Source organism: Hydrocarboniphaga daqingensis, from assembly GCF_900129825.1.
Lineage (GTDB): Bacteria > Pseudomonadota > Gammaproteobacteria > Nevskiales > Nevskiaceae > Hydrocarboniphaga > Hydrocarboniphaga daqingensis.
Window position 1 is genome coordinate 12,860 of the sequence record NZ_FQWZ01000006.1, and the last position, 21,821, is coordinate 34,680.

General features: G+C 66.0%; 20 protein-coding genes and 1 pseudogene. 2 read left to right on the forward strand and 19 right to left on the reverse strand.

Features of this window, described 5'->3' with window-relative positions:
• Positions 1–153 precede the first annotated feature (153 nt).
• From BUB09_RS12305 to BUB09_RS12390, 19 genes and pseudogenes are all read right to left on the reverse strand, one after another.
• A complete protein-coding gene (locus tag BUB09_RS12305; protein ID WP_072898051.1) occupies positions 154–972 on the reverse strand; it encodes an SDR family NAD(P)-dependent oxidoreductase in 819 nt (272 codons plus the stop codon).
• 10 nt (positions 973–982) lie between these two features.
• The gene (locus BUB09_RS12310) at positions 983–3,397 is read right to left on the reverse strand and encodes an efflux RND transporter permease subunit (protein ID WP_072898052.1); all 2,415 of its coding nucleotides are present in this window, start codon (positions 3,395–3,397) and stop codon (positions 983–985) included.
• The gene (locus tag BUB09_RS12315) at positions 3,394–4,506 is read right to left on the reverse strand and encodes a beta propeller repeat protein (RefSeq protein WP_084083397.1); all 1,113 of its coding nucleotides are present in this window, start codon (positions 4,504–4,506) and stop codon (positions 3,394–3,396) included. Before BUB09_RS12315 ends, BUB09_RS12310 begins: the two co-directional genes overlap by 4 nt.
• Before the next feature lie 171 nt (positions 4,507–4,677).
• Entirely contained in the window at positions 4,678–5,889 is a 1,212-nt protein-coding gene (locus BUB09_RS12320; protein WP_072898053.1) for an acetyl-CoA C-acyltransferase, read from the reverse strand.
• Between the two features lie 26 nt (positions 5,890–5,915).
• Entirely contained in the window at positions 5,916–6,374 is a 459-nt protein-coding gene (locus BUB09_RS12325; protein WP_072898054.1) for a MaoC family dehydratase, read from the reverse strand.
• Between the two features lie 36 nt (positions 6,375–6,410).
• Positions 6,411–7,196, reverse strand: a complete 786-nt coding sequence (locus BUB09_RS12330) for an SDR family oxidoreductase (protein WP_072898055.1) — start codon at positions 7,194–7,196, stop codon at positions 6,411–6,413.
• A gap of 33 nt (positions 7,197–7,229) precedes the next feature.
• Positions 7,230–8,402 carry an acyl-CoA dehydrogenase family protein gene (locus BUB09_RS17670; RefSeq protein WP_366486452.1) on the reverse strand — a complete coding sequence of 391 codons (1,173 nt, stop codon included), beginning with the start codon at positions 8,400–8,402 and terminating at the stop codon, positions 7,230–7,232.
• A 69-nt stretch (positions 8,403–8,471) separates the two neighbouring features.
• Positions 8,472–9,539: pseudogene (locus BUB09_RS17675) on the reverse strand (acyl-CoA dehydrogenase family protein); the annotation flags it as partial.
• Positions 9,540–9,663: 124 nt separating this feature from the next.
• Positions 9,664–10,095 (reverse strand): acyl-CoA thioesterase, encoded by a 432-nt coding sequence (locus BUB09_RS12340; RefSeq protein WP_072898057.1) that lies wholly within the window; start codon positions 10,093–10,095, stop codon positions 9,664–9,666.
• Positions 10,092–10,970, reverse strand: coding sequence for an SDR family oxidoreductase (locus BUB09_RS12345; protein WP_072898058.1), 879 nt, complete (start codon positions 10,968–10,970; stop codon positions 10,092–10,094). Before BUB09_RS12345 ends, BUB09_RS12340 begins: the two co-directional genes overlap by 4 nt.
• Positions 10,971–11,020: 50 nt before the next feature.
• On the reverse strand, positions 11,021–12,172 hold the full coding sequence (locus tag BUB09_RS12350; protein WP_072898059.1) for an acetyl-CoA C-acetyltransferase: 1,152 nt from the start codon (positions 12,170–12,172) through the stop codon (positions 11,021–11,023).
• The gene (locus tag BUB09_RS12355) at positions 12,165–13,259 is read right to left on the reverse strand and encodes an acyl-CoA dehydrogenase family protein (protein WP_072898060.1); all 1,095 of its coding nucleotides are present in this window, start codon (positions 13,257–13,259) and stop codon (positions 12,165–12,167) included. Before BUB09_RS12355 ends, BUB09_RS12350 begins: the two co-directional genes overlap by 8 nt.
• A gap of 12 nt (positions 13,260–13,271) precedes the next feature.
• On the reverse strand, positions 13,272–14,435 hold the full coding sequence (locus tag BUB09_RS12360; RefSeq protein ID WP_072898061.1) for an acyl-CoA dehydrogenase family protein: 1,164 nt from the start codon (positions 14,433–14,435) through the stop codon (positions 13,272–13,274).
• A gap of 78 nt (positions 14,436–14,513) precedes the next feature.
• Complete coding sequence (locus tag BUB09_RS12365) at positions 14,514–15,272, reverse strand: enoyl-CoA hydratase family protein (RefSeq protein WP_072898062.1); 759 nt, start codon at positions 15,270–15,272, stop codon at positions 14,514–14,516.
• Between the two features lie 368 nt (positions 15,273–15,640).
• On the reverse strand, positions 15,641–16,846 hold the full coding sequence (locus tag BUB09_RS12370) for an NAD(P)H-dependent flavin oxidoreductase (protein WP_084083399.1): 1,206 nt from the start codon (positions 16,844–16,846) through the stop codon (positions 15,641–15,643).
• A gap of 2 nt (positions 16,847–16,848) precedes the next feature.
• Complete coding sequence (locus BUB09_RS12375) at positions 16,849–17,745, reverse strand: enoyl-CoA hydratase (protein WP_072898063.1); 897 nt, start codon at positions 17,743–17,745, stop codon at positions 16,849–16,851.
• Positions 17,742–18,536, reverse strand: coding sequence for a CoA-transferase subunit beta (locus tag BUB09_RS12380; protein WP_072898064.1), 795 nt, complete (start codon positions 18,534–18,536; stop codon positions 17,742–17,744). Before BUB09_RS12380 ends, BUB09_RS12375 begins: the two co-directional genes overlap by 4 nt.
• A gap of 1 nt (position 18,537) precedes the next feature.
• A complete protein-coding gene (locus BUB09_RS12385; protein ID WP_072898287.1) occupies positions 18,538–19,413 on the reverse strand; it encodes a CoA transferase subunit A in 876 nt (291 codons plus the stop codon).
• 5 nt (positions 19,414–19,418) lie between these two features.
• Positions 19,419–20,318, reverse strand: coding sequence for a VOC family protein (locus BUB09_RS12390; RefSeq protein ID WP_072898065.1), 900 nt, complete (start codon positions 20,316–20,318; stop codon positions 19,419–19,421).
• Between the two features lie 240 nt (positions 20,319–20,558).
• Between BUB09_RS12390 and BUB09_RS12395 the strand changes: the two genes are divergently transcribed.
• Together BUB09_RS12395 and BUB09_RS12400 are read left to right on the forward strand one after the other, a co-directional pair.
• Positions 20,559–21,014 (forward strand): nuclear transport factor 2 family protein, encoded by a 456-nt coding sequence (locus tag BUB09_RS12395; protein ID WP_072898066.1) that lies wholly within the window; start codon positions 20,559–20,561, stop codon positions 21,012–21,014.
• 29 nt (positions 21,015–21,043) lie between these two features.
• Entirely contained in the window at positions 21,044–21,817 is a 774-nt protein-coding gene (locus BUB09_RS12400; RefSeq protein WP_072898067.1) for a glucose 1-dehydrogenase, read from the forward strand.
• Positions 21,818–21,821 lie beyond the last annotated feature (4 nt).

The following is a 21,821-nucleotide window of genomic DNA, read 5'->3' on the forward strand; positions in this document are numbered from 1 at the left end:
ATGCGACTTTTCAAACGTTTCCACTTACATCCAGATTGATCCGACCCACTCGCTAGCCCAGGCAGGGCCGGGTATCGCGGCTACGGTGAATGAGGACCGTCCGAATGACTTAGGTTGAGCCACCTAATCCGGGCCGTATCGTTGCCCGCTTGCTCAGAGCGATGGCTCAACCGTGCTGGCGTCGCCGCGGACGGTGATGCCATCAAGCTCGTGCAGCGGTGCTTGCAATCGCTGCAGCAAGGCGCGGCTGTCGGTGACCTCGCCGGTCAGGCCACGGTCGATCAGCAGCCAGGCCGCTTCGGCCATCATCTCGACCGGCTCCAACCATTCGGGTCGCGTCGCCGCCACTTCGCGGGCCACCGCTTGCGCCGATTCGCTGAGCGCGATCCGCACCGGGCGCAGCGCATTGACGGTGATGCCGCTACACGTCATTTCGGCGGCCAGCGCACGCGTGTAGCGATCCAGCGCTGCTTTGCTGACGCCGTAGTAGCCGAGTGCGTGGATTTGCCGGGCCGGACCCGGATACGGGATCGGCGTCTGCGTTGCCATGTCACTGCTGATGTTGACGATGCGGCCCCAGCCGCGCTCGCGCATGCCGGGCAGCGCTTGCTGGCACAGGTCAACCGGCGCGTGAAGGTTGAGCTCCAGCATCGCGCGGCGTGCGCGCAGGTCGATGCGGCTCGGTGGTGCGTAGGCCGATATGCCGGCTGCGTTGTTGACCAGAATATCGAGGCCCTGCGGTGCGGCGCGGGCGATCAGATCGGCGCGCTCGGCGTCGTTGGCCAGATCGCAGCAGATCGCCTGCGCATGGCCGCCGGCCTGCACGATCATCGTCACGGTTTCATCGAGCGCCGTAGCCGAGCGCTCGCTGCTGGTGACGATCACCTGGCAGCGCTGCGCGGCCAGCCGACGCGCGATCGCGCGGCCGATACCGCGGCTGGCGCCGGTGACCAGCGCCGTGCGCATCGTCATGCCGCTGCGATCAGCGTGCGACCGGTGCGGCACCGGGCTGCGGTGCGCGCGGCGAGGTCACGCGGAACAGCCAGCTGCCCATCGCCGGCAGCAAGCAGATCGCGCCCAGCATGTTGACGAGGAACATGAAACTCAGCAGCAGGCCCATATCGGCCTGAAACTTCAGCGCCGACAGCGTCCAGGTGCCGACGGCCACCGCCATCGTGATCGCCGTGAACACAGCAGCGCTGCCGCGTTCGCGCATCGCATTCTCGAATGCCGCCGCGAAGCTGACGCCCTCGTCGCGCATGTGATGCTGGATGCGCTCGAATAGATAGATGCCGTAGTCGACGCCGACACCGACGCCCAGCGCGATCACCGGCAGCGTGGCGACTTTCAGGCCAATGCCGAGCGAGGCCATCAGCGCGTTGCAGAAGATCGACACGATCGTCAGCGGCACGATCACGCACAGCACCGCGCGCCAGCTGCGGAACGTGATCAGGCACAGGATCGTCAGCGCACCGAAGATCGCCAGCAGCATGCGCACTTCGGCAGCCGACACCGCTTCGTTGGTCGCGGCCATCACGCCGACGTTGCCCGACGCCAGCCGCATCGTCACACCTTCGGTCGGGTTCAGCGCGATGAAGCGCTTGATCTCCGAGATCACGTGGGCAATCGTCGCGCCCTCGTGGTTCTTCATGAAGATCATCACCTGGATGGCGCGACAGCTTTCGTTGTTGATGCCCAGGTTCGGATCGAAGCCCTTGGATCCGGTCGACAGCCCGACCTGCGATCGGGGCAGTGCTCGCATCCGCGGATTGCCTTCGTTGAAGCTGGAGATCACCAGTTTGCCGATGCCGGCCGAGCTGGTCACCGACTGCACGCCGGACACACCGTTGAGGAACAGCTCGAAGCGGTCGACCAGATTGATCACCGGGTACTGCAGGCAGCTGTCGCCTTCGAAGTTGGGCGCTTCGACGATCACCGTCAGCACGTCGGTGCCGATGTTGTAGCTCTGGTTGATCACGCGGTCGTCGTAGTTATAGCGCGAGTCGGCGCGCAGCTCCGGTGCGCCGCGGCCGGTGTCACCGATCACCAGACCGCGCGACAGCACGGTGCTGACGCCGAGCAGCACCAGGCAGGCGCCGAACACCCACAGCGAGTAGCGCGGATCGGCGCAGCGGGCAATGCTGCCCCAGAGGCGCGCCATGCGCGGTGAATCGCTGCGCGTGGACTGCTTGACGCTGCTCTCTTCCAGCTTCAGGTGCGTCAGAATGATCGGCAGGATCATCTTGTTGGTGATGATCATCAGCAGCACGCCGAGGCAGGCCGTGATGCCCAGCTCGTGCACGATCGGGATGTCGATGAACATGATCACCGCAAAGCCGAGCGCATTGGTCAGCAGCGCGACGGCGCCGGGGATGAACAGCTTGCGGAACGAAGCGTGCGCGGCCTCGACGCTGCTGGCGCCGGCGCAGACTTCCTGGCGCCAGGCGTTGGTCATCTGCACCGCGTGGCTGACGCCGATCGAGAAGATCAGGAACGGCACCAGAATCGACATCGGGTCGATGCCGAAGCCGATCAGCGGCAGGATGCCGATCAGCCACAGCACCGGCAGCAGCGCGACGATCACGGCCGTGACCGTCATCCGCGCCGAGCGCGTATACCAGTACAGCAGCGCCACGGTGATCGCGAATGCCAGGCCAAAGAACGCGAACACGCCGATCAGGCCGTAGATCACGTCGCCGAGCAAACGAGCGAAGCCGATGATGTTGACCTCGACGTTGCCCTTCTCGAACTTGTTGCGGATTTCTTCGAGCTTCTTCTGCACTTCCCAGTAATCGACGCGCTGCTGGTCGGCCGGCGCATTCGGGTCGTAGTCCTGCAGGTCGGCGCGCACCAGCGCGCTCTTGCCATCGTTGGCGACGATCAGGCCGATCTGGCCCGACAGGCCGACGTTGTGACGCACTCGCTCCAGTTCTTCGGGCGTGGCCGAGAACGTCGCCGGCACGACCGGCTCACCATTGAAGCCTTCTTCGGTGATCTCGATGTAGATCGTGTTCGGCGTGAAGATCGACGACACCTTGGTGCGGTTGATGCCGGGGATGAAGAACACCTCGTCGGTGGCCTCCTGCATCGCCTTCATGAACTCAGGGTTGTAGATGTCGCCTTCGCCCTTCCAGCGCAGGTTCACCAGCAGCGTGTTGGCGCCGGAGAAATCCTTCATGTAGTGCATCATCGTGCGCATGTATTCATGCTGCACCGGGATCAGCTTCAGGAACCCCGGATCGAGTTGCACCTTGGTCGCGCTGTAGCCGAAGAACAGCGTCGCGGCGACAAACACCACCGACCACACATTACGCAGGCCGATCAGCAGATCGGCGAACTTGTGAACCGTGCGTTCGATGAAACCATCGACCGCGTTACCGTGCGCCGCATTGCTCATTGGCCAGCACCCTCGCCCGGCATCGTCTGCACGGCGATACCCGCTTCGCCGGCAACGAGCCAGCCCTTGCCCTGAGCCAGCGGCAACACGCTGGCGTAGCGCTTGCGGTCGCCTTCCAGAATCTGCCGGAAGCTGGCGCCGCTGTCGGTCGAGCGGAACACGGTGCTGTTTTCGCCCACCAGAATCACCGCGCCGTCGGGGTCGATCACCGCGTCGTACAGCGACAGGCCGCCGTCGATGCGGCTGCGCGTCCACGTGCTGCCGTTATCGCGGCTGATGAACGCGTTACCGCGCATGCCGAACACCAGCAGCGTGTCGTCCGGCAGACGCTGCACGCCGTAGAACGAACCCTTGTAGATCTCCGGCAAGCGGGCCCAGGTCTGGCCTTGGTCGGCCGAGCGCGCCATCAAGCCCGTTTCGCCAACGATCAGCAACGACCCGTCAGCCGCCTGCGTCATCGCCGACAAGTGACGATCGCCGATGGCCGCGTGACGCTCGTGACGCCAGTTGACGCCGTTGTCGTCGGACACCAGGTACTGCCCGAACGCACCGTAGGCGTAGAGCTTGCCGCCAAACGGGCCGGCGACGCCGAGCACCGCTTCGCCGCGCTCCGGGTCGAACACCACTTCGTTCCAGGTCTGGCCGCGATCGGTGCTGCGGACGATCCAGCCGTCGTGGCCGACCGCGATCGCCGTATCGGCATCGGTGAAGATCACGCGCGTGAACGTCGAGCCGCGTTGCGGCTTGACCACCGCTTCGCGCCACGGGCCATTGGGCGAGTCGGCGATCAGGATGCGGCCCAGTTCGCCAACGGCCACGGTGCGCTCGCCCGACTGCGCGAGGCCAGTGACCAGCAAACCGTCGGGGCGCGTCGCCGTCTGCGGAAACGGCGGCAGTGGCCGATGCGAAAACGAGTAGACCGCCGCCAGCGCCACGATCACCGCCAGCAGCAACGCTGGCCAGCCACTGAGCACCCCAGGCGAACCCGCATCGGCCGGCACGGCAGAAGGCACCGATTGCAGGCGTGCATCGGGGGAGTAGTCACCGCGCGGATTCAACGTCGGCTGCTGACGTCCCGGATGGACGATCGCATTCGCAGTACGGGCCATGCATCAATCTCCTCGAACTCGAGCGCGCCGGTCTGACAGCCGGCTCTGCTCACTTGCAGGTATCGTCGCTGCAGACGGGTGAGCCGGCCTCATCCATACGCGTGAAGGCGGCCATCACCGCGATTTATGGCGGAGTTTTCTCGAAATTAGGCCATCTGGCGCGATGTCGCGTCAGCCGGGGATCTCGAACAGGCCGGCCGCGCCCATGCCGCCGCCGATGCACATCGTCACGACCACGTAGCGCACGCCGCGACGACGCCCCTCGATCAAGGCATGCATCACCATGCGGGCACCGGACATGCCGAACGGGTGGCCGATGCTGATCGCGCCGCCGTCGACGTTGAGGCGATCGTTGGGAATGCCGAGCTGGTCGCGGCAGTACAGCACCTGGCTGGCGAAGGCTTCGTTGAGCTCCCACAGGCCGATGTCGGCCACGCTCAGGCCATGCTGCTTGAGCAGCTTGGGCACCGCGAACACCGGGCCGATGCCCATCTCGTCGGCGCGGCAGCCGGCGACGGCGATACCACGATAGACGCCCAGCGGCTGCAGGCCGCGCGCAGCGGCCTCGCTGCGGCTCATCAGCAACACGGCGGCCGCGCCGTCCGACAGCTGCGAGGCATTGCCGGCCGTCACATGCTGGCCTTGAGCAACCCAGCGGCCGTTCTTCCAGACCGGCTTGAGCGCCTGCAGGCTTTCCAGCGTGGTGTCGGCGCGATTGCCCTCGTCACGCTCCAGCAGCACGCTCTGCTTGTCGGTCGGCTTGCCTTCCTTGTCGTAGAGCTGCTTGACCGAGGCCATCGGCACGATTTCGTCGTTGAAGCGACCGGCGGCCTGTGCCGCTGCGGTGCGCTGCTGGCTCTGCAGTGCGTACTCGTCCTGCGCCAGCCGCGACACGCCATAGCGCTCGGCGACCAGCTCGGCGGTTTCGATCATTGGGATGTACGCGGTCGGGTCGGCCGCGAGCACCGCCTCGGACACCGAGCGGTGGCTGTTCTTGTGCGCGTTCTGCACCAGCGATATCGATTCCAGACCACCGGCCAGCACGATGCGCTGCTCACCGACGATGATGTTCTTGGCGGCGACCGCGATCGCCTGCATGCCCGAGCCGCACTGGCGATCCAGCGTCATGCCGGCAACCGTGTTCGGCAGCCCGGCCGTGGCCACGCACAGGCGGCCCAGGTTGTAGCCCTGCGTGCCCTGCTGCGCCGCACAGCCGAGGATCACATCGTCGACCTCTTCAGCCGTAACACCGGCACGCTGCAAGGCGTGACGCAGCACATGGCCGCCGAGCGCCGGCGCCTCGGTATCGTTGAACGCGCCGCGGAACGCGCGGCCGATCGGCGTGCGGGCGGCGGAGACGATGACGGCTTCGGTGTTCGACATGGCGATTCTCGATGGCGTGAATGACTTCAGAAGTAATAGCGGCTGATCGTGTCGGCGACGCAGGCCGGGCGGTCCTGGCCTTCGATCTCGACGGTGACGCGAATCGTGGCCTGCACGCCGCCGTCCTTGGTGGCTTCGGCCGCGATCAGCTGGCCATGGCCACGCACGCGGCTGCCGACGCGCACCGCGTTCGGAAAGCGCACCTTGTCGCAGCCGTAGTTGACGCCCATCTTCATCTGCACTTCGAGCAACTGCGGCAGGAAGTAGCTCATCAGCGACAGCGTCAGATAGCCATGCGCGATCGTCGCACCGAACGGGCCGCTCTTGGCGCGCTCGGCATCGACGTGAATCCACTGGTGATCGTCGGTGGCATCGGCAAACAGATCAATGCGCGACTGCTCGATCGTCAGCCAGTCGCTGGTGCCCAGCGTGCTGCCGACCGCAGCAAGCAGCGATTCGGTGGATGCAAAAACAGGTTTGCTCATCGCAGAATTCTCAAGGGTTCAAAATGGGCGGCGCCACTAGGCGCGCTGGCTCGACGCGCTGATGACTTCACCGACCAGATACGAGGCATAGTCCGAGGCCAGGAACACGATCACGTTGGCGATCTCCCAGGCTTCGGCCGCGCGACCGAACGCCTCGCGGCTGGCCAGCTCTTCGAGCAGTTCCACCGGCGAGGTCTTGCGCAGATGGTCGTGAAACACGATCGACGGCGATACCGCGTTGATGCGGATGCCGTAATCAGCGGCTTCGAGTGCCGCGCAGCGCGTCAGCGCCATCACGCCGGCCTTCGCCGCCGCGTAATGCGTCTGTTCCTTCTGCGCGCGCCAGCCGAGCACCGAGGCGTTGTTGACGATCGCGCCCGCGCCGCGCGGCTGCATCTTGCGCAGCATCGCGCGCGTCATCCGCATCGTGCCGGTCAGCGTCACGTCTAGCACGCGATGCCATTCGTCGTCGGGCATATCGACCAGCTTGCGCGTGCCGCCGAGGCCGGCGTTGTTGACCAGCACGTCGACACCGCCCAGCGACTGCTCGGCGTAGTCGACCAGCGCTTGCACGTCGGCTTCCTGCGTCACGTTGGCCAGATGGTGCAGCACGATGCGATCCGGGAACTCGGCCTTGAGCTTGGCGGCGGCTTCTTCGGTGCGGCGCGGATGGATGTCAGCGACGACGATGCCGCGCGCGCCTTCCATCAAGCAGCGCTGCGCGGTGGCAAAGCCGATACCGCCGCCAGCGGCAGCGGTGATCAGCACGGATTTGCCGAGCAGCAGATTGCGCGGCGTATTCGGAGCGGGAGCAGCTTTCATTGCATCGGGGCTCGGTCGGGGACTCGGTCGCGCTCAGGCAGCCGGCCGCGCTTCACGCGGCAGGCCCAAGCCGCGCTCGGCGATCAGGTTGAGTTGAATCTCGTTGGTGCCGGCGTAAATCGTGTCGGCACGCGAGAAGTAGAACAGCTGCTGCAATGGCCGGATCGCATCGTCGTCCGACACCAGATCGGCCGCATCGCCGAGCACGTCGGCGCCGAGCTTGCCCAGGTCACGATGCCAGTTGGACCAGTGATACTTGTAGATCAGCGCTTCGCGCTTGAGGCCGATGTCGCGATTGCCGCCGAGCATCCGCAGCGCGTTGTAGCGGATCACGCGCAAGCCGCTCCAGGCCTGCGCCAGGCGCTGGCGCAGCAGCGCATCACCGAGGTTGCCGCGCGCGCGCATCGCCGCGACCACGCGCTCGAACTCATGCAGGAACTGCATCTGCTGACCCAGCGTCGACGTCCCACGCTCGGCTTCGAGCAGGCCCATCGCTACCTTCCAGCCATCGCCGGGCTTGCCGACGATGTGGCCGGCTTCGGCGACCGCTTCGTTGAAGAACACTTCGTTGAATTCGCTGCCGCCGCCCATTTGGCGAATCGGCCGGATCTCGATGCCCGGCTGACGCAGCGGCATCAGCAGGAACGTCAGCCCCTTGTTGCCACGCGAGCCGGGCTCGCTGCGCGCCAGCACGAAGATCCAGTCGGACTCATGCGCCAGCGAGGTCCAGATCTTCTGGCCACTGACGCGCCAGCTGCCGTCTTCGACCTGCCAGCAGCGCGTCTGCACGTTGGCCAGGTCGGAGCCGGCGTTGGGCTCGGAATAGCCCTGCGCCCAGAACTCGCGGCCGGCGATGATCTGCGGCAAGAAGCGCTGCTGCTGCTCGGCGCTGCCGTACTCGATCAGCGTCGGGCCGGTCAGGCCTTCGCCGATGTGCCCCATGCGGCCGGGGCCACCGGCACGCGCGTATTCCTCGTGAAAGATCACCTGCTGGGCGATCGACAGCCCGCGCCCGCCGTGCTCGCGCGGCCAGCCGACGCCGGTCCAGCCGCCACTGGCCAGTTCACGCTCCCACTCCTTGCGCAGTTCGGGATCGGCTTCTTCATCGCCAGGGCCGCCGCGATGCTTCAGCGACGCAAACCGACCCGTCAGGTGCGTGCGCATCCAGGTCGCGATCTCAGCGCGGAAGGCTTCGTCTTCGGCCACGCCGGCAGCCGCCGGCTGGCGCACCGCGTCCAGCGGCGTTTCGGCGGTCACGTAGCCGGCGATGCACTCACGCAGCGCTTCGGCGGTGCCGAGCCAATGCGTGGCGGCCTGCGCGCGCTTGAAATGCAGCTGCGGGTCGTATTCCCAGGTAAAACCAACGCCACCGTGCAGCTGGATCGCTTCACCGGCGCACCAGAAATACGTATCGGCTGCGAGCTGCCGCGCCATCGCCGTCTCGCATTCCAGCGCTTCGACGGATGTTGTGGACGCGGCCACTTCTGCCGCACCGGCCACGGCCGAGCGCAGCGCTTCGATCCGCACCATCATCTCGGCGCAGCGATGCTTGACCGCCTGAAAGCCACCGACGACGCGGCCGAACTGCTTGCGCTCGCCAACGTAGCGCACGGTCAGGTCCAGGCACTGCTGGGCGCCGCCGAGCGCTTCGGCCGCCAGGTACAGGCGCACCAGTGCCGCGGCGCGACGCAAGCCCTGCTGCAGCGTGGCGCTGTCGGCATCGAGGCGTTGTGCACTGCCGACGCCGGTCAGGCGGACGCTTGCAAAGCGGCGCGTCAAATCCCAGCCATTGAGCGCATCAACGCGCACGCCATCGGCCTTGGTGTCCACGGCAAACATGCCGATGCCATCGGCCGTCGTGGCCAGCACCAGCAGCGTGTCGACGCTGTCGGCGGTCGGCATCCGCACGATCTCGCCGTCAAGTTGCCAGCGGCCATCAGCAAGCGCGCGCGCTTGCACGCGGGTCGCAGCCTGCTGCCACTGCAGCGTCGACGGCAGCGGCGCGGTCATGCACAGGCTGCCATCGGCAATGCGTGGCAACCAGCGTTCGCGTGCGGCTTCACTGCCGGCCGCATCGATCAGCGTCGCCGACAAGGTCACGGTGGCGAAGTAAGGCGAGCAAAGCAGATGCTTGCCCATGCTTTCCATGACCAGCGTCTGCTCGACCGGGCCCAGGCCCATGCCGCCATAGCCCTCGGGGATCGACAAGCCGCACCATTGCAGCTCGCCGGCAATGCGATCCCATACGCTGCGGTCATAGCCGAGGCTGGATTCCATCGCACGCCGTACCGAGGCCGAATCGCTGACATCGGCGAGAAAGCTCTCGGCCGCGTCACGGATCATCTGCTGGTCGTCGTTGAGCTGTAGGTTCACGAAAAATGCCGGGACTTAAACGGGTCCGTGCATTATTCGGCCGAGCCGTTTCCGGCTCTTCATCCGATGGGACGACGAGGGCTGCGCCCGGGTATCAGCGGTGGCGCTGTTCGTGCAGCGTGGCCAGCGCGGCTTCGTCCAACGGCAGCGAGCGGCGCGCCTGCGTATCCCAGCGCACCAGCACCGACAGGCCGGTGGCATGACAGACATCGCCGCAAAACACCGCATTGCCGACCTGATAGGAACTACGGCCGACGGCGACGATACGCGAGCCAACGCGCAGCGTCGCCGGGTAGCGCAGCTCGCGGATGAAGTCGATCTCGAGCCGGGCGACGACGTTCTGCACGGCGGCATCGGGTATCCACAACCCGATTTCGCGCAAGTAGAACGCGCGACCCTCCTCGATGTAGAAGCCGTAGATGCTGTTGCTGACGTGACCGAGCGTGTCGAGGTCGGCGTAGCGCACCGACAGTGGCGTCCAGTGACGATACGCCGCGGCGTCGCGCGCCGTCAGCGGCTCGCTCACGTGCCGTAGACCTTCTGCGGTTTGCGGCCGCGCTCGATCAAACCGTGGATGACCTCGGTCAGCTCTTCGGGATTCCAGCGCGCCTGCTTGTCGGCGACTTCACCGGTACGCCAGCCATCAGCGACCGACACCTTGCCGCCTTCGACTTCGAACACGCGGCCGCTGACGTCCTTCGACAGCGGGCTGCACAGCCACACGACCAGCGGGGCGACGTTTTCCGGCGCGTAGTGGTCGAAAGCCGCGTCGTCCTTGCGTGCCATCAAGTCGGCAAACACTTTCTCGGTCATGCCGGTGCGTGCTGCCGGCGCCAGCGCGTTGGCGGTGACGCCGTAGCGCGCCAGCTCGGCCGCCTGCACCAGCGTCAGCGACGCGATGCCGCCCTTGGCCGCGGCGTAGTTGCTCTGCCCGACCGAGCCCTGCAGGCCCGCGCCGGAGCTGGTGTTGACGATGCGCGCGTCGACCTTGACGCCCGCCTTGACCTGATCGCGCCAGCGCTTGACCAGCGTCTGCGTGATGCAGAAATGGCCCTTCAGATGCACCTTGACCACCAGGTCCCAGTCGTCTTCGGTCAGCGACGCGAACATGCGATCACGAACGATGCCGGCGTTGTTGACGACGCCGTGCACGTCGCCGAATGCGTTAACGCCGGCGGCGACGATCGCCTCGGCGCCGGCCATGCTGGTGATGTCATCGCTGTTGGCCACGGCCTTGCCGCCGGCCGCCACGACCTCGGCGACGACGGCTTCTGCGGCTTCGCGGCGGATGTCGTTGACGATCACGCCGGCGCCTTCAGCCGCCAGCGCGTGCGCGTAAGCGCGGCCCAGGCCGCCACCGGCGCCGGTGACGATGATGTTGCGGTTGTTGCAGATGCCCATGTCGTAAGGATTCCGGATGATGCGGGGTTTCGATGTGGAAACGGCGCGTGCTACAGACGCTCGATGATCGTCACGTTGGCGACACCGCCGCCTTCGCACATCGTCTGCAGGCCATAGCGGCCGCCGGTGCGCTCGAGTTCGTGCAGCAGCGTCGTCATCAGCTTGGCGCCGGTGGCGCCCAGCGGATGCGCCAGCGCAATGCCGCCGCCGTTGACGTTGGTCTTCTCGACCGGATACCCGGTCTCCTTGAGCCACGCGAGCACGACCGGCGCGAAGGCTTCGTTGATTTCGACGAGGTCGATGTCGCTGAGCTTCATGCCCGCCTTCTGCATCGCCACGCGCGTCGCCGGGATCGGCGCCGTCAGCATGAAGATCGGATCGTCGGCGTAGACGCTGATGTGGTGAATGCGGGCGCGCGGCTTGAGGCCGTACTTCTTCAGCGCCGCTTCCGACACGATCAGCACCGCTGCTGCGGCATCACCGGTCTGGCTCGACACACCCGCGGTGATCGTGCCGCCCGGCGCCAGCGGTTCGAGCTTCTGCATCTGCTCGATCGACGTATCGCGCGTCGTTTCGTCGTGCTCCAGGCCATTGATCGGCACGATCTCGCGCTTGAAGCGGCCTTCGGCGATCGCCTTGCGCGCGCGCTGATGGCTCATCAGCGAGAAGCGCTCCATGTCGTCGCGGCTGATCTCCCACTTGTCGGCGATCATCTGCGCGCCGACGAACTGCGACACCGGCTGCGTACCGAAGCGTTCGACCCAGCCCTTGCTGCCGGAGAACGGATCAGAGAAGCCCAGCGGCTGCGCCGCGATCATCGCGCTGCTGATCGGGATCTGCGTCATCGTCTGCACGCCACCGGCGACGACGACGTCCTGCGTGCCGCTCATCACCGCTTGCGCGGCAAAGTGGATCGCCTGCTGCGAGCTGCCGCACTGACGGTCGATCGTCACGCCGGGCACGTGCAGCGGCAAACCCGCTGCAAGCCAGCAAGTGCGTGCGATGTTGCCGGCCAGCGGGCCGATCGCATCGAGGCAGCCGAACACCACGTCGTCGTAGTCAGCAGCCGGAATCGCCGCGTTGCGCTCGACCAGCGCCTTCAGAATGTGCGCGCCGAGGTCGGCACCGTGGATTGCAGACAGCGTGCCGCGACGCTTGCCAGTCGGCGTGCGGATCGCGTCGACGATATAGGCTTCAGCCATATTGAATTCCTTTCATGGGTCGTTCGATGCCACCAGCGAAGCTTTCGCCGGGGCCCAGTCGAGCATCGACGCCGAGCACCTGCCCGGCGACGCGCTGCTTGTGGAAGATGCTGTCGCCGTAGGCGCTGTCCAGAGCCCAGGCGCGCTTGACGAACATCTGCAGGTCGGCCTCCCAGGTGTAGCCCATAGCGCCGTGGACCTGGATGCTGTGGCGCGCCGACAGGCGCGCTGCCTCACCGGCCATCAGCTTGGCTTGCGACACGAACGTGGCGCGCTGCGGCCATTCGTTGGCCACGGCATACGCCGCGCGATGGATCACCGGCTCGGCGAATTCAGCCTTGACCGCGACGTCGGCCAGATGGTGCTTGACGGCCTGGAACGAGCCGACCGGCTTGCCGAACTGCTTGCGCTGCGCCGCGTGGTCGACGCCAAGATCCAGCATCCGGTGTGTCAGGCCCAGCAGCTGCGCCGACAGCGCCAGTGCGCCGCGGTTGAGCACGCCGTCCCACAGTTCGCGCCCGGGCGATGCCGGGCACACGCGCGTGTCGCGGCTCGGCGTCCACTCGACGCGGAACAGGCGACGCGACATGTCGATGCTGGCATTGGCGGTCAGCTTGACCTGCTCGCGCGTCAGCGCGTGCACTTCGTCGTCGTGCCACAGCAACAGCAGGTCGGCCATTTCGGCGTCGGACACCAGCGGGTTCAGCGGATGCCCGACCGCAACCCGCGCACGACCTTCGGCGATGCGCGGCAGCCACTGGCGCTTGAATGCCAGATCGCAGGGCATGTTGTTCAGCAGGTACACCGCCAGATACGCGGTGTCGGTCAGCGAATCGGGAATCGCGTAATAGCCGAGTTCCTGATGCACCAGAATCCAGTCGAGATCGGTCTGGCCGATGCCGCCGAATTCCTCGGGCACCGATAGCGCCGTCAAACCTTGGTCGGCGAGCTTGCCGCGCAACTCGGCGCTGCGGCCGCTATGCGTTTCCCACACTTCGCGCAGCATTTCGGGCGCTGCTTCCACCATCAGAAACTTGCGGATCGCATCGCGAAACGCCAGCTGCTGGTCGTCGAATGTAAAGTCCATGATGACCTCGCCTTATCGCGGCAGGCCGAGCATGCGCTCGGCAATGATGTTGCGCTGAATCTCGTTGGTGCCGGCGTAGATCGGGCCGGCTTGTGCGAACAGGAAGCCGTCGAGCCACTGGCCGGTGCCGGCGGCATCGGGCGCTTCGGGCATCAGCTCGCCGCGCGCGCCGAGGATGCGCATCGCCGTCTCGTGCATCTGCAGATCCAGCTCGGACCAGAAGATCTTGTTGGTGCTGGCTTCGGCGCCGATATGGCCGCCCTTGGCGAGCCGGCACGCAGTGCGATACGTCGCCAGCGTGTAAGCCTCGGCGCCCATCCAGGCTTGCGTGACGGCATCGCACAGGCTCGGGTCGGCCGCTGCGCGGTCGGGATGGCGACGCAGCAGCTCGGCCAGCAGGCGCGCGGTCTGCTGGAAGCGCGCCGGCGAACGCAGCATCAAGCCGCGCTCGAAGCCGGCCGTGGCCATTGCGATATTCCAGCCCGCGCCTTCTTCGCCGAGCCGGTAGGCCACCGGCACGCGCACATCGTCCATGAAGATTTCGGCAAAGCCCGGCAGCCCGTTGAGCTGGCGGATCGGGCGACGCGTGATACCCGGCAGATTCAGCGGAAACAGGATGAACGTCAGCCCGTGATGGCGCTGCGAGCCTTCCTCAGTGCGGAACAAGCCGAACGCCCAGTCGGCGAACACCGCGCGCGTCGACCAGGTCTTCTGGCCGGTGATCACGTAGTGGTCGCCGTCGCGAACCGCCTTGCTACGGATCGCCGCCATGTCGGAACCGGCACCGGGCTCGGACCAGGCCTGCGCCCAGACATCTTCGCCGGTGGCCATTCGCGGCAGGATCATCCGCTTCTGAATCTCGGTGCCGTATTCCATCAGCGTCGGCGCCAGCAGAAAGATGCCGTTCTGATTGACGCGCAGTGGCGCGCCCGCCGACCAGTATTCCTCTTCGAAGATCAGCCATTCGACGAGGTCGGTACCGCGGCCGCCCATGTCCTTGGGCCAGGTCACGGCCGAGTAGCCGGCCGTCGACAAGGTGCGCTCCCAGGCGCGGTGCTGGGCAAAGCCCTCCTCGGTGTCGAAGCTCTTCAGCGGTTCGCGCGGCACATGCTCGCGCAGCCACTCGCGCACTTCGGCGCGGAAGCGGTTCTGCTTGTCGGTGTATTCGAGTCTCATCGATCGGTCCTGTCCGCAGCCCATTGGCTGCGGATCGATTGCGTGCGCGCCGCGGCGCGCCTTAACGGAGTGATGGCATCAGTTGTTGAGCTGGGCCTGGCGCTTTTCGACGAAGGCCGCGCGTGTTTCGGCGCTGTCCTTGGTCATGTAGGCCTGCAGCGTGAAGCCCTGTTCCCAGCGGTATTTGTCTTCGAGGTTGCCGTCCTCGATGCCGTTCAGCGATTCCTTCGCGAGCCGGATCATCGCGGTGCTCTTGGCGGCGATCTTGCGCGCGATGTCGAGCGCGGCATCGCGCAGCTGCGCCGGCGCGACAACGCGCTCGACAGCGCCGAGCCGATGCGCTTCGGCCGCGGTGATTGGCTCGCCGGTGAAGTACATCATCCGCACCTTCTGCACCGGAAACAGACGCTGCAGATGCGCGCCGCCGCCCATCGCACCGCGATCCACCTCGGGCACGCCGAACGTGGCGTTGTCAGCGGCGACGACAATGTCGGCCGCGCCGGCCAGGCCGATGCCGCCGCCGAGCACAAAGCCATGTACCGCGACAATCACCGGCAGCGGATTGCGATGCACCGCCTCAAAGCTGCGGTAGTTGCCCGCGTTGACCGACACGATGCGCTCGGGATACGCGTTGAGTTCCTTGATATCGACGCCAGCGCAGAAGCCGCGACCTTCGGAGCGCAGCACGATCACGCGCGCGGCTGGATCGCGACCAAGCCGCGCAATCTCGTCAGCCAGCGCATGCCAGCCCGCATCATTGAGCGCATTGACCGGCGGTGCGTCGATGACCAGCTCGGCAACGCCGTCGGTAATCGTGGTCTTGAACGGATGGGTCATGGGATCAGTCGGCAGCAATGGGCCCCGCTCCGTTCAGGAGCAGAGCTGGGAATGTGGAAGGTGCGATGTGAGCAAGCTGGTGTGTAACGGAAACGCCCTCACCCCTGGCCCCTCTTCCGGTGGGAGAGGGGAACAGCGATGCACCGCTGTTCCACTGGACCAGGGGGACCGAGTGAGGAACTTGCAGCGCTAGCGACAGGTGGAAACGCGACAGCACGCGCTGCACTCGAACTTCGAGCGGCAAAGGCGAGTAATGCCGAGTACGAGCCAGCTTGCGCGTAACGGAAACGCCCTCACCCCTGGCCCCTCTCCCGGTGGGAGAGGGGAACAAGGCGGCACCGCTGCTATGTACAGGCGTGAGTTCCATCTTACGAACGAGCCGCCGCAACACTCCCCTCTCCCACCGGGAGAGGGGCTGGGGGTGAGGGGCTTGCAGTGCGCGCAAGCGATGGCATGGCGGCAACACCATCTACGCTGGCCGCAGTAAGGGAAGCCGGCGGCAGCAAGGCGGCGAGTCGGGCTTGTGCCTGCGTGACGATGCCGTCGATCAGTTCGGCGACGCTGGGCAGCGAGCCGATCACGGCCGCAACCTGGCCGCTGGGCAACACGCCCTCATCAGGGCGGCCCTCGACCATCGCGCGCTGGATCAATACCGGTGCATTGGCCGCCATCATCGTCTGGATCGCGCTGTCGCCTTCGCGCAAGGCACCGACGAAGGTGCGCGCCATGTGCGCGACCGACATGCCGGTGTGCGCGCGCCACTGCCAGGCACTGCCGAGTGCGACCAGCAAGCGGCGCAGCAAGCCACCACTCTCCAAGCGCAGCAGATAGCGGTTGTCGATCATCCGCTGCGGAATGCCGTCGACGGCGGTCGAGGCGCGGATCTGCGCCGGCTCGCGCACATCGAGATACTTCTGCAGCGTGCTGCGCGGCACCGGCGATTCGGCCGTCATCAAAAAGCGCGTGCCCATCGCGATGCCGGCGGCGCCAAACGCCAGCGCGCCCGCCAAGCCGCGACCATCATGAAAGCCGCCGGCCGCGACGACCGGGACCTTGACCGCATTGAGTACCTGCGGCAGCAGCAGCGTCGTCGGTACCGAGCCGGTGTGTCCGCCGCCTTCAGCGCCCTGCACTGTGATGATGTCGGCGCCCAGCTCGACGGCCTTCTGCGCGTGCTTCAGCGCGCCGACGGTCGGCATGCACAGCACACCCGCGTCCTTGAAGCGCTTGATCGTGCGGGCGTCGGGACCGCGACCGTAGGACACGGCGCGAATCCGGTCGGCATTGCTCAGCACCAACTCGATCACGTCCTGCGCATTGGGCTGGAACATGTGGAAGTTGACGCCGAAGCGATGCGGTGTCGCCGCGCGCACACGGGCGATCTCGGCGGCGAGCAGCTCGGTGCTCATCGTCGCCGCCGCAAGGAATCCAAAGCCGCCCGCATTGCTGGTCGCCGCGACCAGCTTGCTGTCGGCGACCCAGCCCATCGCGGTCTGCACGACCGGATAGCGGCAGCCGAGCAACTCGGTCAGCGCGGTCGGCATCGGCGCCGGTGTCGATGAAGGCTGGCCCATGCTCATGCCTCCCCGCTCTGCTTCTTGTTGGCGGCCGCCATGCTCTTGCCGTCGAGTCCACCAAGGCTATTGCCGGTGGCGAGGTCGTTTTGCGCGTGTGCGAAGTGATGCATGTGAAACACCGCGTCCATTGCGGTGCGCTTGCCGCGCAGATCTTCGACTTGGTGAATCGCCTGCTTGGTCAGCCACAGGCCGAGGCGGCCCTTCTTGCACAGGTTGGCCGCCATGCCGCGCACCTCGGCTTCGAGTGCATCGCGCGGCACGCAGCGGTTGACCATGCCGAAGCTGTGGGCACGCGGCGCCGGCATGCGCTCGCCGAGCATCAGAAAGTCCTTGGCAACGCGCGGCGGCAGCTCGAACGCATGCGCAAAGTATTCGACGCCCGGAATGCCCATCATCTGCACCGGGTCCTGGAAGAACGCATCGTCACTGGCGACGATGAAGTCGCAGATCCAGGCCAGCATCAAGCCGCCCGCGATGCAGGCGCCGTGCACCATCGCAATCGTCGGCTTGGGTATATCGCGCCAGCGGCGGCACATCCCCAGGTAAACCTCTTGTTCGCGCGTGTACAGCAGCTCGGCGGCCGGCTTGTTGGTGTGGTCCGGCAGCAGGTGACGACGCTCGAACGTCTTGTGCAGATCGCGGCCGGGCGTGCCGATGTCGTGGCCGGCCGAAAAGTGCTTGCCGTTGCCACGCAGCACGATCACGCGCACGGCGTCGTCACTGACCGCGCGCTGGAAAGCGGCGTCCAGCGCATAGGTCATCTGCGAATTCTGCGCGTTGTTGAACGCAGGCCGGTTCATCGTCACCCAGGCGATGCCGTCTTCAACCGCGTACAGCACCGGCTCGTCGGTTTCGTAGACGATGTCGACAAGCTTGGGCTCGACCAAGTCGCTCATGCGGCAGCCTTGATCGCCGGCGGATCGTTCTTGATCACGGTGGCGCGCAGCCGGTGCGGATCGAGCCGCGCGATGATCGCAAGCTGCTCGTCGGTCGGCAGCGGCGTTTCGTGCAGATCGGGCGCAGCCAGCACCGGGAAGCCGGTGGCCGCCTGCACCTGCTCGAAGCTCACGCCGGGATGCAGCGAGCGCACGCGGATCGCGTGATCAGGGCCGCCGAAATCCATCACGCACAGGTCGGTGACGATGCGGCGCAGGTCGACGTAGTCCTGCTTCATGCCCGGCAACCAGCGCTCGGGCTTGTAGCCGACGCCCGACACCATGTCGACTTCGCCGGCGACGAACACGCGAGGGCCGTGGTTGGGCACGAACAGCGAGTTCGCGTGATTGATGCTGTTGCCCGGCAAGCCGCGCACGCCGAGGATCGCGGTCTTGGGCTTGTCGTAGCTGCCGCCGACGACCGACAGATTGGTCTGACCCCAGCGGTCGATCTGCGTCGGGCCGATCATCGCGTGACGCAACCCGCCCCAGACGCATTCGAATACGCGGTCGAAGGACATATAGCCTTCGTATCGCGGCTGGTAGTCACCGCGCGGCCCCAGCGGAATCGGCTCGGACACCAGAAAGGTTTCCGAGTCGGTCATCAGCAGCTCGGGCGTGTGCGTCAGCTTGGCGAGGCTGGCGCCGAGCCGCGGCACGATGCCGATGCCCGAGGCCAGCACTTCACCGTCACCCCGCCAGCATTCGCTGGCGGCGACGATCATCAGTTCGGCAAGAGTGGCTTGGGTCATATCAGAACACCGGCGGCTTGAGCTGGGTGATGCGGGCAAGGCCGCCGGCTTTTTCCTGGTACTGCGCTTCGCTGACGTCGACATAGTCGGCGACATAGCGCGCCCAGCCGCCTTCTTCGGTGGCCGAGGCGTTGTAGCGCTTCAAGTGGTCCATATCCCAGCCGTAGTCGGGACTGTTGTAGGTTGGGTGCGCGCCGCCCGGTGCGTGAACAACGCCGCGCACCAGATAGCGTTCGAACAGGTTGAAGCGAGCGGTCGCCGCGTCGAGTTCGAGCTTGTCGTGCAGGCGCTCGCAGCTGACGTAGCAGGCGTCGGCCGCACGCGCGAACAGGTTGTCGAATAGCGGGTCGTGCGCCGTGATCAGCGTATTGCCCCAGCGATCGGCGTCGTTGACGTGCAGCAGCGCCGCGTCGAGTTTCAGCGCCGGCATCGCCACGTAGACTTCGCCGTCGTCATACGGCGAGGTGATCGTCTTGATCTGCGGATTGCGCGCGAGCACGTCGGTGGCAAGGCCCACACGCGTCGGCAGGAAGCTCATGCGCATGCCAGCCGCGCGCAAGCCCCATTCGAACATGCCTTCGTCCAGCTCCATTACTTCGATCTGCCCGGCTTCGCGCGCCTTGCGGAAGTACGGCTCCAGCGGAATCGCGTCCATCGTCACGAAGCCATAGACGAGCTTGCGCACCTTGCCGGCGGCGCACAGCATGCCGACTTCAGGGCCGCCGTAGCTGACCACGGTCAGGTCGCGGATATCGCTGCGCAGCAGCTCGCGCACCAGCGTCATCGGCTTGCGGCGCGGACCCCAGCCGCCAATGCCGATCGTCATGCCGCTGCGCAGTTGCGCGACGACCTCGGCAGCCGAGCGTTGCTTGTTCAGCGCCATTAGCGGAAGCCCACCGAAAAGTCGTGGCCCCAGATGCTGACGCGCTGGGTGTACGTGGTCTGCCAGGTCGGCGGGTCCACAATCAGGCCGCCATAGCCGTATTCGATCGCGAAATTGCCGGGCGTCATCATATAGAACGAGGTCATCTTGTCGTTCTCGTGTTCGCCCATCGTCGCCATCTCCTTGACGCCGTGCGCGCGCATCCGGTCATAGGCCTGACCGACTTCGGTCAGCGTGGCGACTTCGACCATCATGTGGACGCAGCCAGCCGGGTTCGGCATTTCGGCCAGCGCGACGCTGTGATGCCGGCCGCTGGCACCGTGCAGGAAGTAGATGCGGATCACCGGCGCATCCGGCCCCATCTGGAAATTGAAGACGTCGCTCAAGCCCATGCCGAGCACGTCCTTGAATAGCGCCAGCTGCGGCTCGAACGGCAGCGACGGCAGCACCGTGTGTCCGACACCGTAAGCGCCGGTCTTGAACGTGACACCCAGTGGCGACACGAACGGCGTCTGCGCGCTGGTATCGCCCAGCACCAGCTCGTGGTGGTTACCGGCCGGATCGGTGAAGCGCGCCAGGCGCTCGACGCGGCGAGCCGCGGCCAGGTCCTTGCTGCCCGCTTCGACGGCGATGCCGGCCGCGCCCAGCGCGGCAACCGCCGCATCGAATGCGGCGGCATCGGCCGCCAGCAAGCCCGAAGCCGAGTAGCGGTCCTGGGCGCCGGGGACGACGACGATGCGGAAGTCGCGCGCATCCATTTTCAGCCACAGGCTGCCGTCGGCCGCGTCGATCGCGGCCATACCCAGCACCTGGGTCGCGTAATCGCGCCATGCGGCGAGGTTGGTGCTCTCGACGACGGTGTACGCCAGAGCGGAAATCTTCGGGGAGCTGCTTGCCATGAGCTGGTCGGTCCTGCCCGCTGATCGGGTTCTTTTGCTGATGGCGGGATTATCGAAACCACCCCCGTCGACCGCTTCATCCGTTGAGGGTAGTTCGCGGTAGCAGCGCGTACTGGCGCTTTGGCAAGCCGCTGCAATCGCTTGCATCGGCGTCTCATCCAAGCGGACGGTTCATCGGCTGCGGCGCACTCTTAGCCTTGGCAGGGACGCAGGCGATCGGGCCGGCGGGAGACCTTGCGCATGCTGAGCCTGCAACAGATATCGGACCGGCTGGAGATCCAGCAGCTGTTCGTCGACTACGCCGACGCGATCGACCGTCGCCAGTGGGACGCGCTGGACCAGGTCTTCACGCCCGATGCGTACATCGACTACCGCGCGATGGGCGGCATCGACGGCCGCTATCCAGAGATCAAGGCCTGGCTGGCCCAGGCGCTGGCGCGCTTCCCGGCGTACTTCCACATGGTCGGCAACCTGTCGATCAAGGTCGATGGCGACACCGCCAGCAGCCGCATCATCTGCTTCAACCCAATGAGCATCCCGCTCGGCGATGGCAAGACGCAGACGATGTTCCTGGGCCTGTGGTACTGCGACCGCTTCGTACGCACCGCCGACGGCTGGCGCATGTGCGAACGCATCGAAGAGCGCTGCTTCGACTACAACGTGCCGCAGGCGATGAAAGACGCCGTCGGCAAATAACACAGCAATACGCGATCAAGGAGAGGCAAATGGCGGGACGTGTCGAAGGCAAAGTCGCAATCGTGACCGGTGCGGCCAGTGGCGTCGGTAAGGAAGATGCGCTGCTGCTGGCGCGCGAAGGCGCGCGCGTCGTACTCACCGACGTCAACGAGGACGCCGGCCGCGCCGTTGCCGCCGAGATCGGCGACGCGGCGCTGTTCATCAAGCACGACATCGCCGATGAAGCCCAGTGGCAGGCCGTCGTCGGCCAGACCGAAGAACGCTTCGGCGGCCTGGACATTCTGGTCAACAACGCCGCGATCCTGATCTACGGCAACATCGAGAACACCGATCTGGCCACGTGGCAGAAGATCCAGCGGATCAACTCCGACGGCTATTTCCTCGGCTGCCACTACGGCTATGCCGCAATGAAGAAGCGCGGCGGCGGCTCGATCGTCAACATGTCGTCGATGGCCGGCATCGGCGGTGTCTCGTCGTTCTGCGCCTACAGCGCGAGCAAGGGCGCCGTTGCCGCGATGACCCGCTCGATCGCGGCGCATGCGCGCACCACGCTGTCGAACATCCGCTGCAACTCGATCCATCCCGACGGCATCCGCACGCCGATGGTGTCGAACCTGCACAGCACGATGCCCAAGGGCGTTCAAAGCTCGGTGCGGATGATGGATCAGAAGCAGTTGATGGCGCGCTTCGCCGAGCCCAAGGAAATCGCCAACCTGGTGCTGTTCCTGGCCAGCGATGAGTCGCGCTTCATCAACGGCGCCGAGATGCGGATCGACAACGGCTACCTGATGTGGGCCGACTGAGCCT

What these genes read in the sequence shown, in the direction of transcription:
- BUB09_RS12305 (WP_072898051.1), bottom strand. Translation starts at nt 972, where the DNA reads ATGACGATGCGCACGGCGCTGGTCACCGGCGCCAGCCGCGGTATCGGC.
- BUB09_RS12310 (WP_072898052.1), bottom strand. Translation starts at nt 3,397, where the DNA reads ATGAGCAATGCGGCGCACGGTAACGCGGTCGATGGTTTCATCGAACGC.
- BUB09_RS12315 (WP_084083397.1), bottom strand. Translation starts at nt 4,506, where the DNA reads ATGGCCCGTACTGCGAATGCGATCGTCCATCCGGGACGTCAGCAGCCG.
- BUB09_RS12320 (WP_072898053.1), bottom strand. Translation starts at nt 5,889, where the DNA reads ATGTCGAACACCGAAGCCGTCATCGTCTCCGCCGCCCGCACGCCGATC.
- BUB09_RS12325 (WP_072898054.1), bottom strand. Translation starts at nt 6,374, where the DNA reads ATGAGCAAACCTGTTTTTGCATCCACCGAATCGCTGCTTGCTGCGGTC.
- BUB09_RS12330 (WP_072898055.1), bottom strand. Translation starts at nt 7,196, where the DNA reads ATGAAAGCTGCTCCCGCTCCGAATACGCCGCGCAATCTGCTGCTCGGC.
- BUB09_RS12345 (WP_072898058.1), bottom strand. Translation starts at nt 10,970, where the DNA reads ATGGGCATCTGCAACAACCGCAACATCATCGTCACCGGCGCCGGTGGC.
- BUB09_RS12350 (WP_072898059.1), bottom strand. Translation starts at nt 12,172, where the DNA reads ATGGCTGAAGCCTATATCGTCGACGCGATCCGCACGCCGACTGGCAAG.
- BUB09_RS12355 (WP_072898060.1), bottom strand. Translation starts at nt 13,259, where the DNA reads ATGGACTTTACATTCGACGACCAGCAGCTGGCGTTTCGCGATGCGATC.
- BUB09_RS12360 (WP_072898061.1), bottom strand. Translation starts at nt 14,435, where the DNA reads ATGAGACTCGAATACACCGACAAGCAGAACCGCTTCCGCGCCGAAGTG.
- BUB09_RS12365 (WP_072898062.1), bottom strand. Translation starts at nt 15,272, where the DNA reads ATGACCCATCCGTTCAAGACCACGATTACCGACGGCGTTGCCGAGCTG.
- BUB09_RS12370 (WP_084083399.1), bottom strand. Translation starts at nt 16,846, where the DNA reads ATGGGCCAGCCTTCATCGACACCGGCGCCGATGCCGACCGCGCTGACC.
- BUB09_RS12375 (WP_072898063.1), bottom strand. Translation starts at nt 17,745, where the DNA reads ATGAGCGACTTGGTCGAGCCCAAGCTTGTCGACATCGTCTACGAAACC.
- BUB09_RS12380 (WP_072898064.1), bottom strand. Translation starts at nt 18,536, where the DNA reads ATGACCCAAGCCACTCTTGCCGAACTGATGATCGTCGCCGCCAGCGAA.
- BUB09_RS12390 (WP_072898065.1), bottom strand. Translation starts at nt 20,318, where the DNA reads ATGGCAAGCAGCTCCCCGAAGATTTCCGCTCTGGCGTACACCGTCGTC.
- BUB09_RS12395 (WP_072898066.1), top strand. Translation starts at nt 20,559, where the DNA reads ATGCTGAGCCTGCAACAGATATCGGACCGGCTGGAGATCCAGCAGCTG.
- BUB09_RS12400 (WP_072898067.1), top strand. Translation starts at nt 21,044, where the DNA reads ATGGCGGGACGTGTCGAAGGCAAAGTCGCAATCGTGACCGGTGCGGCC.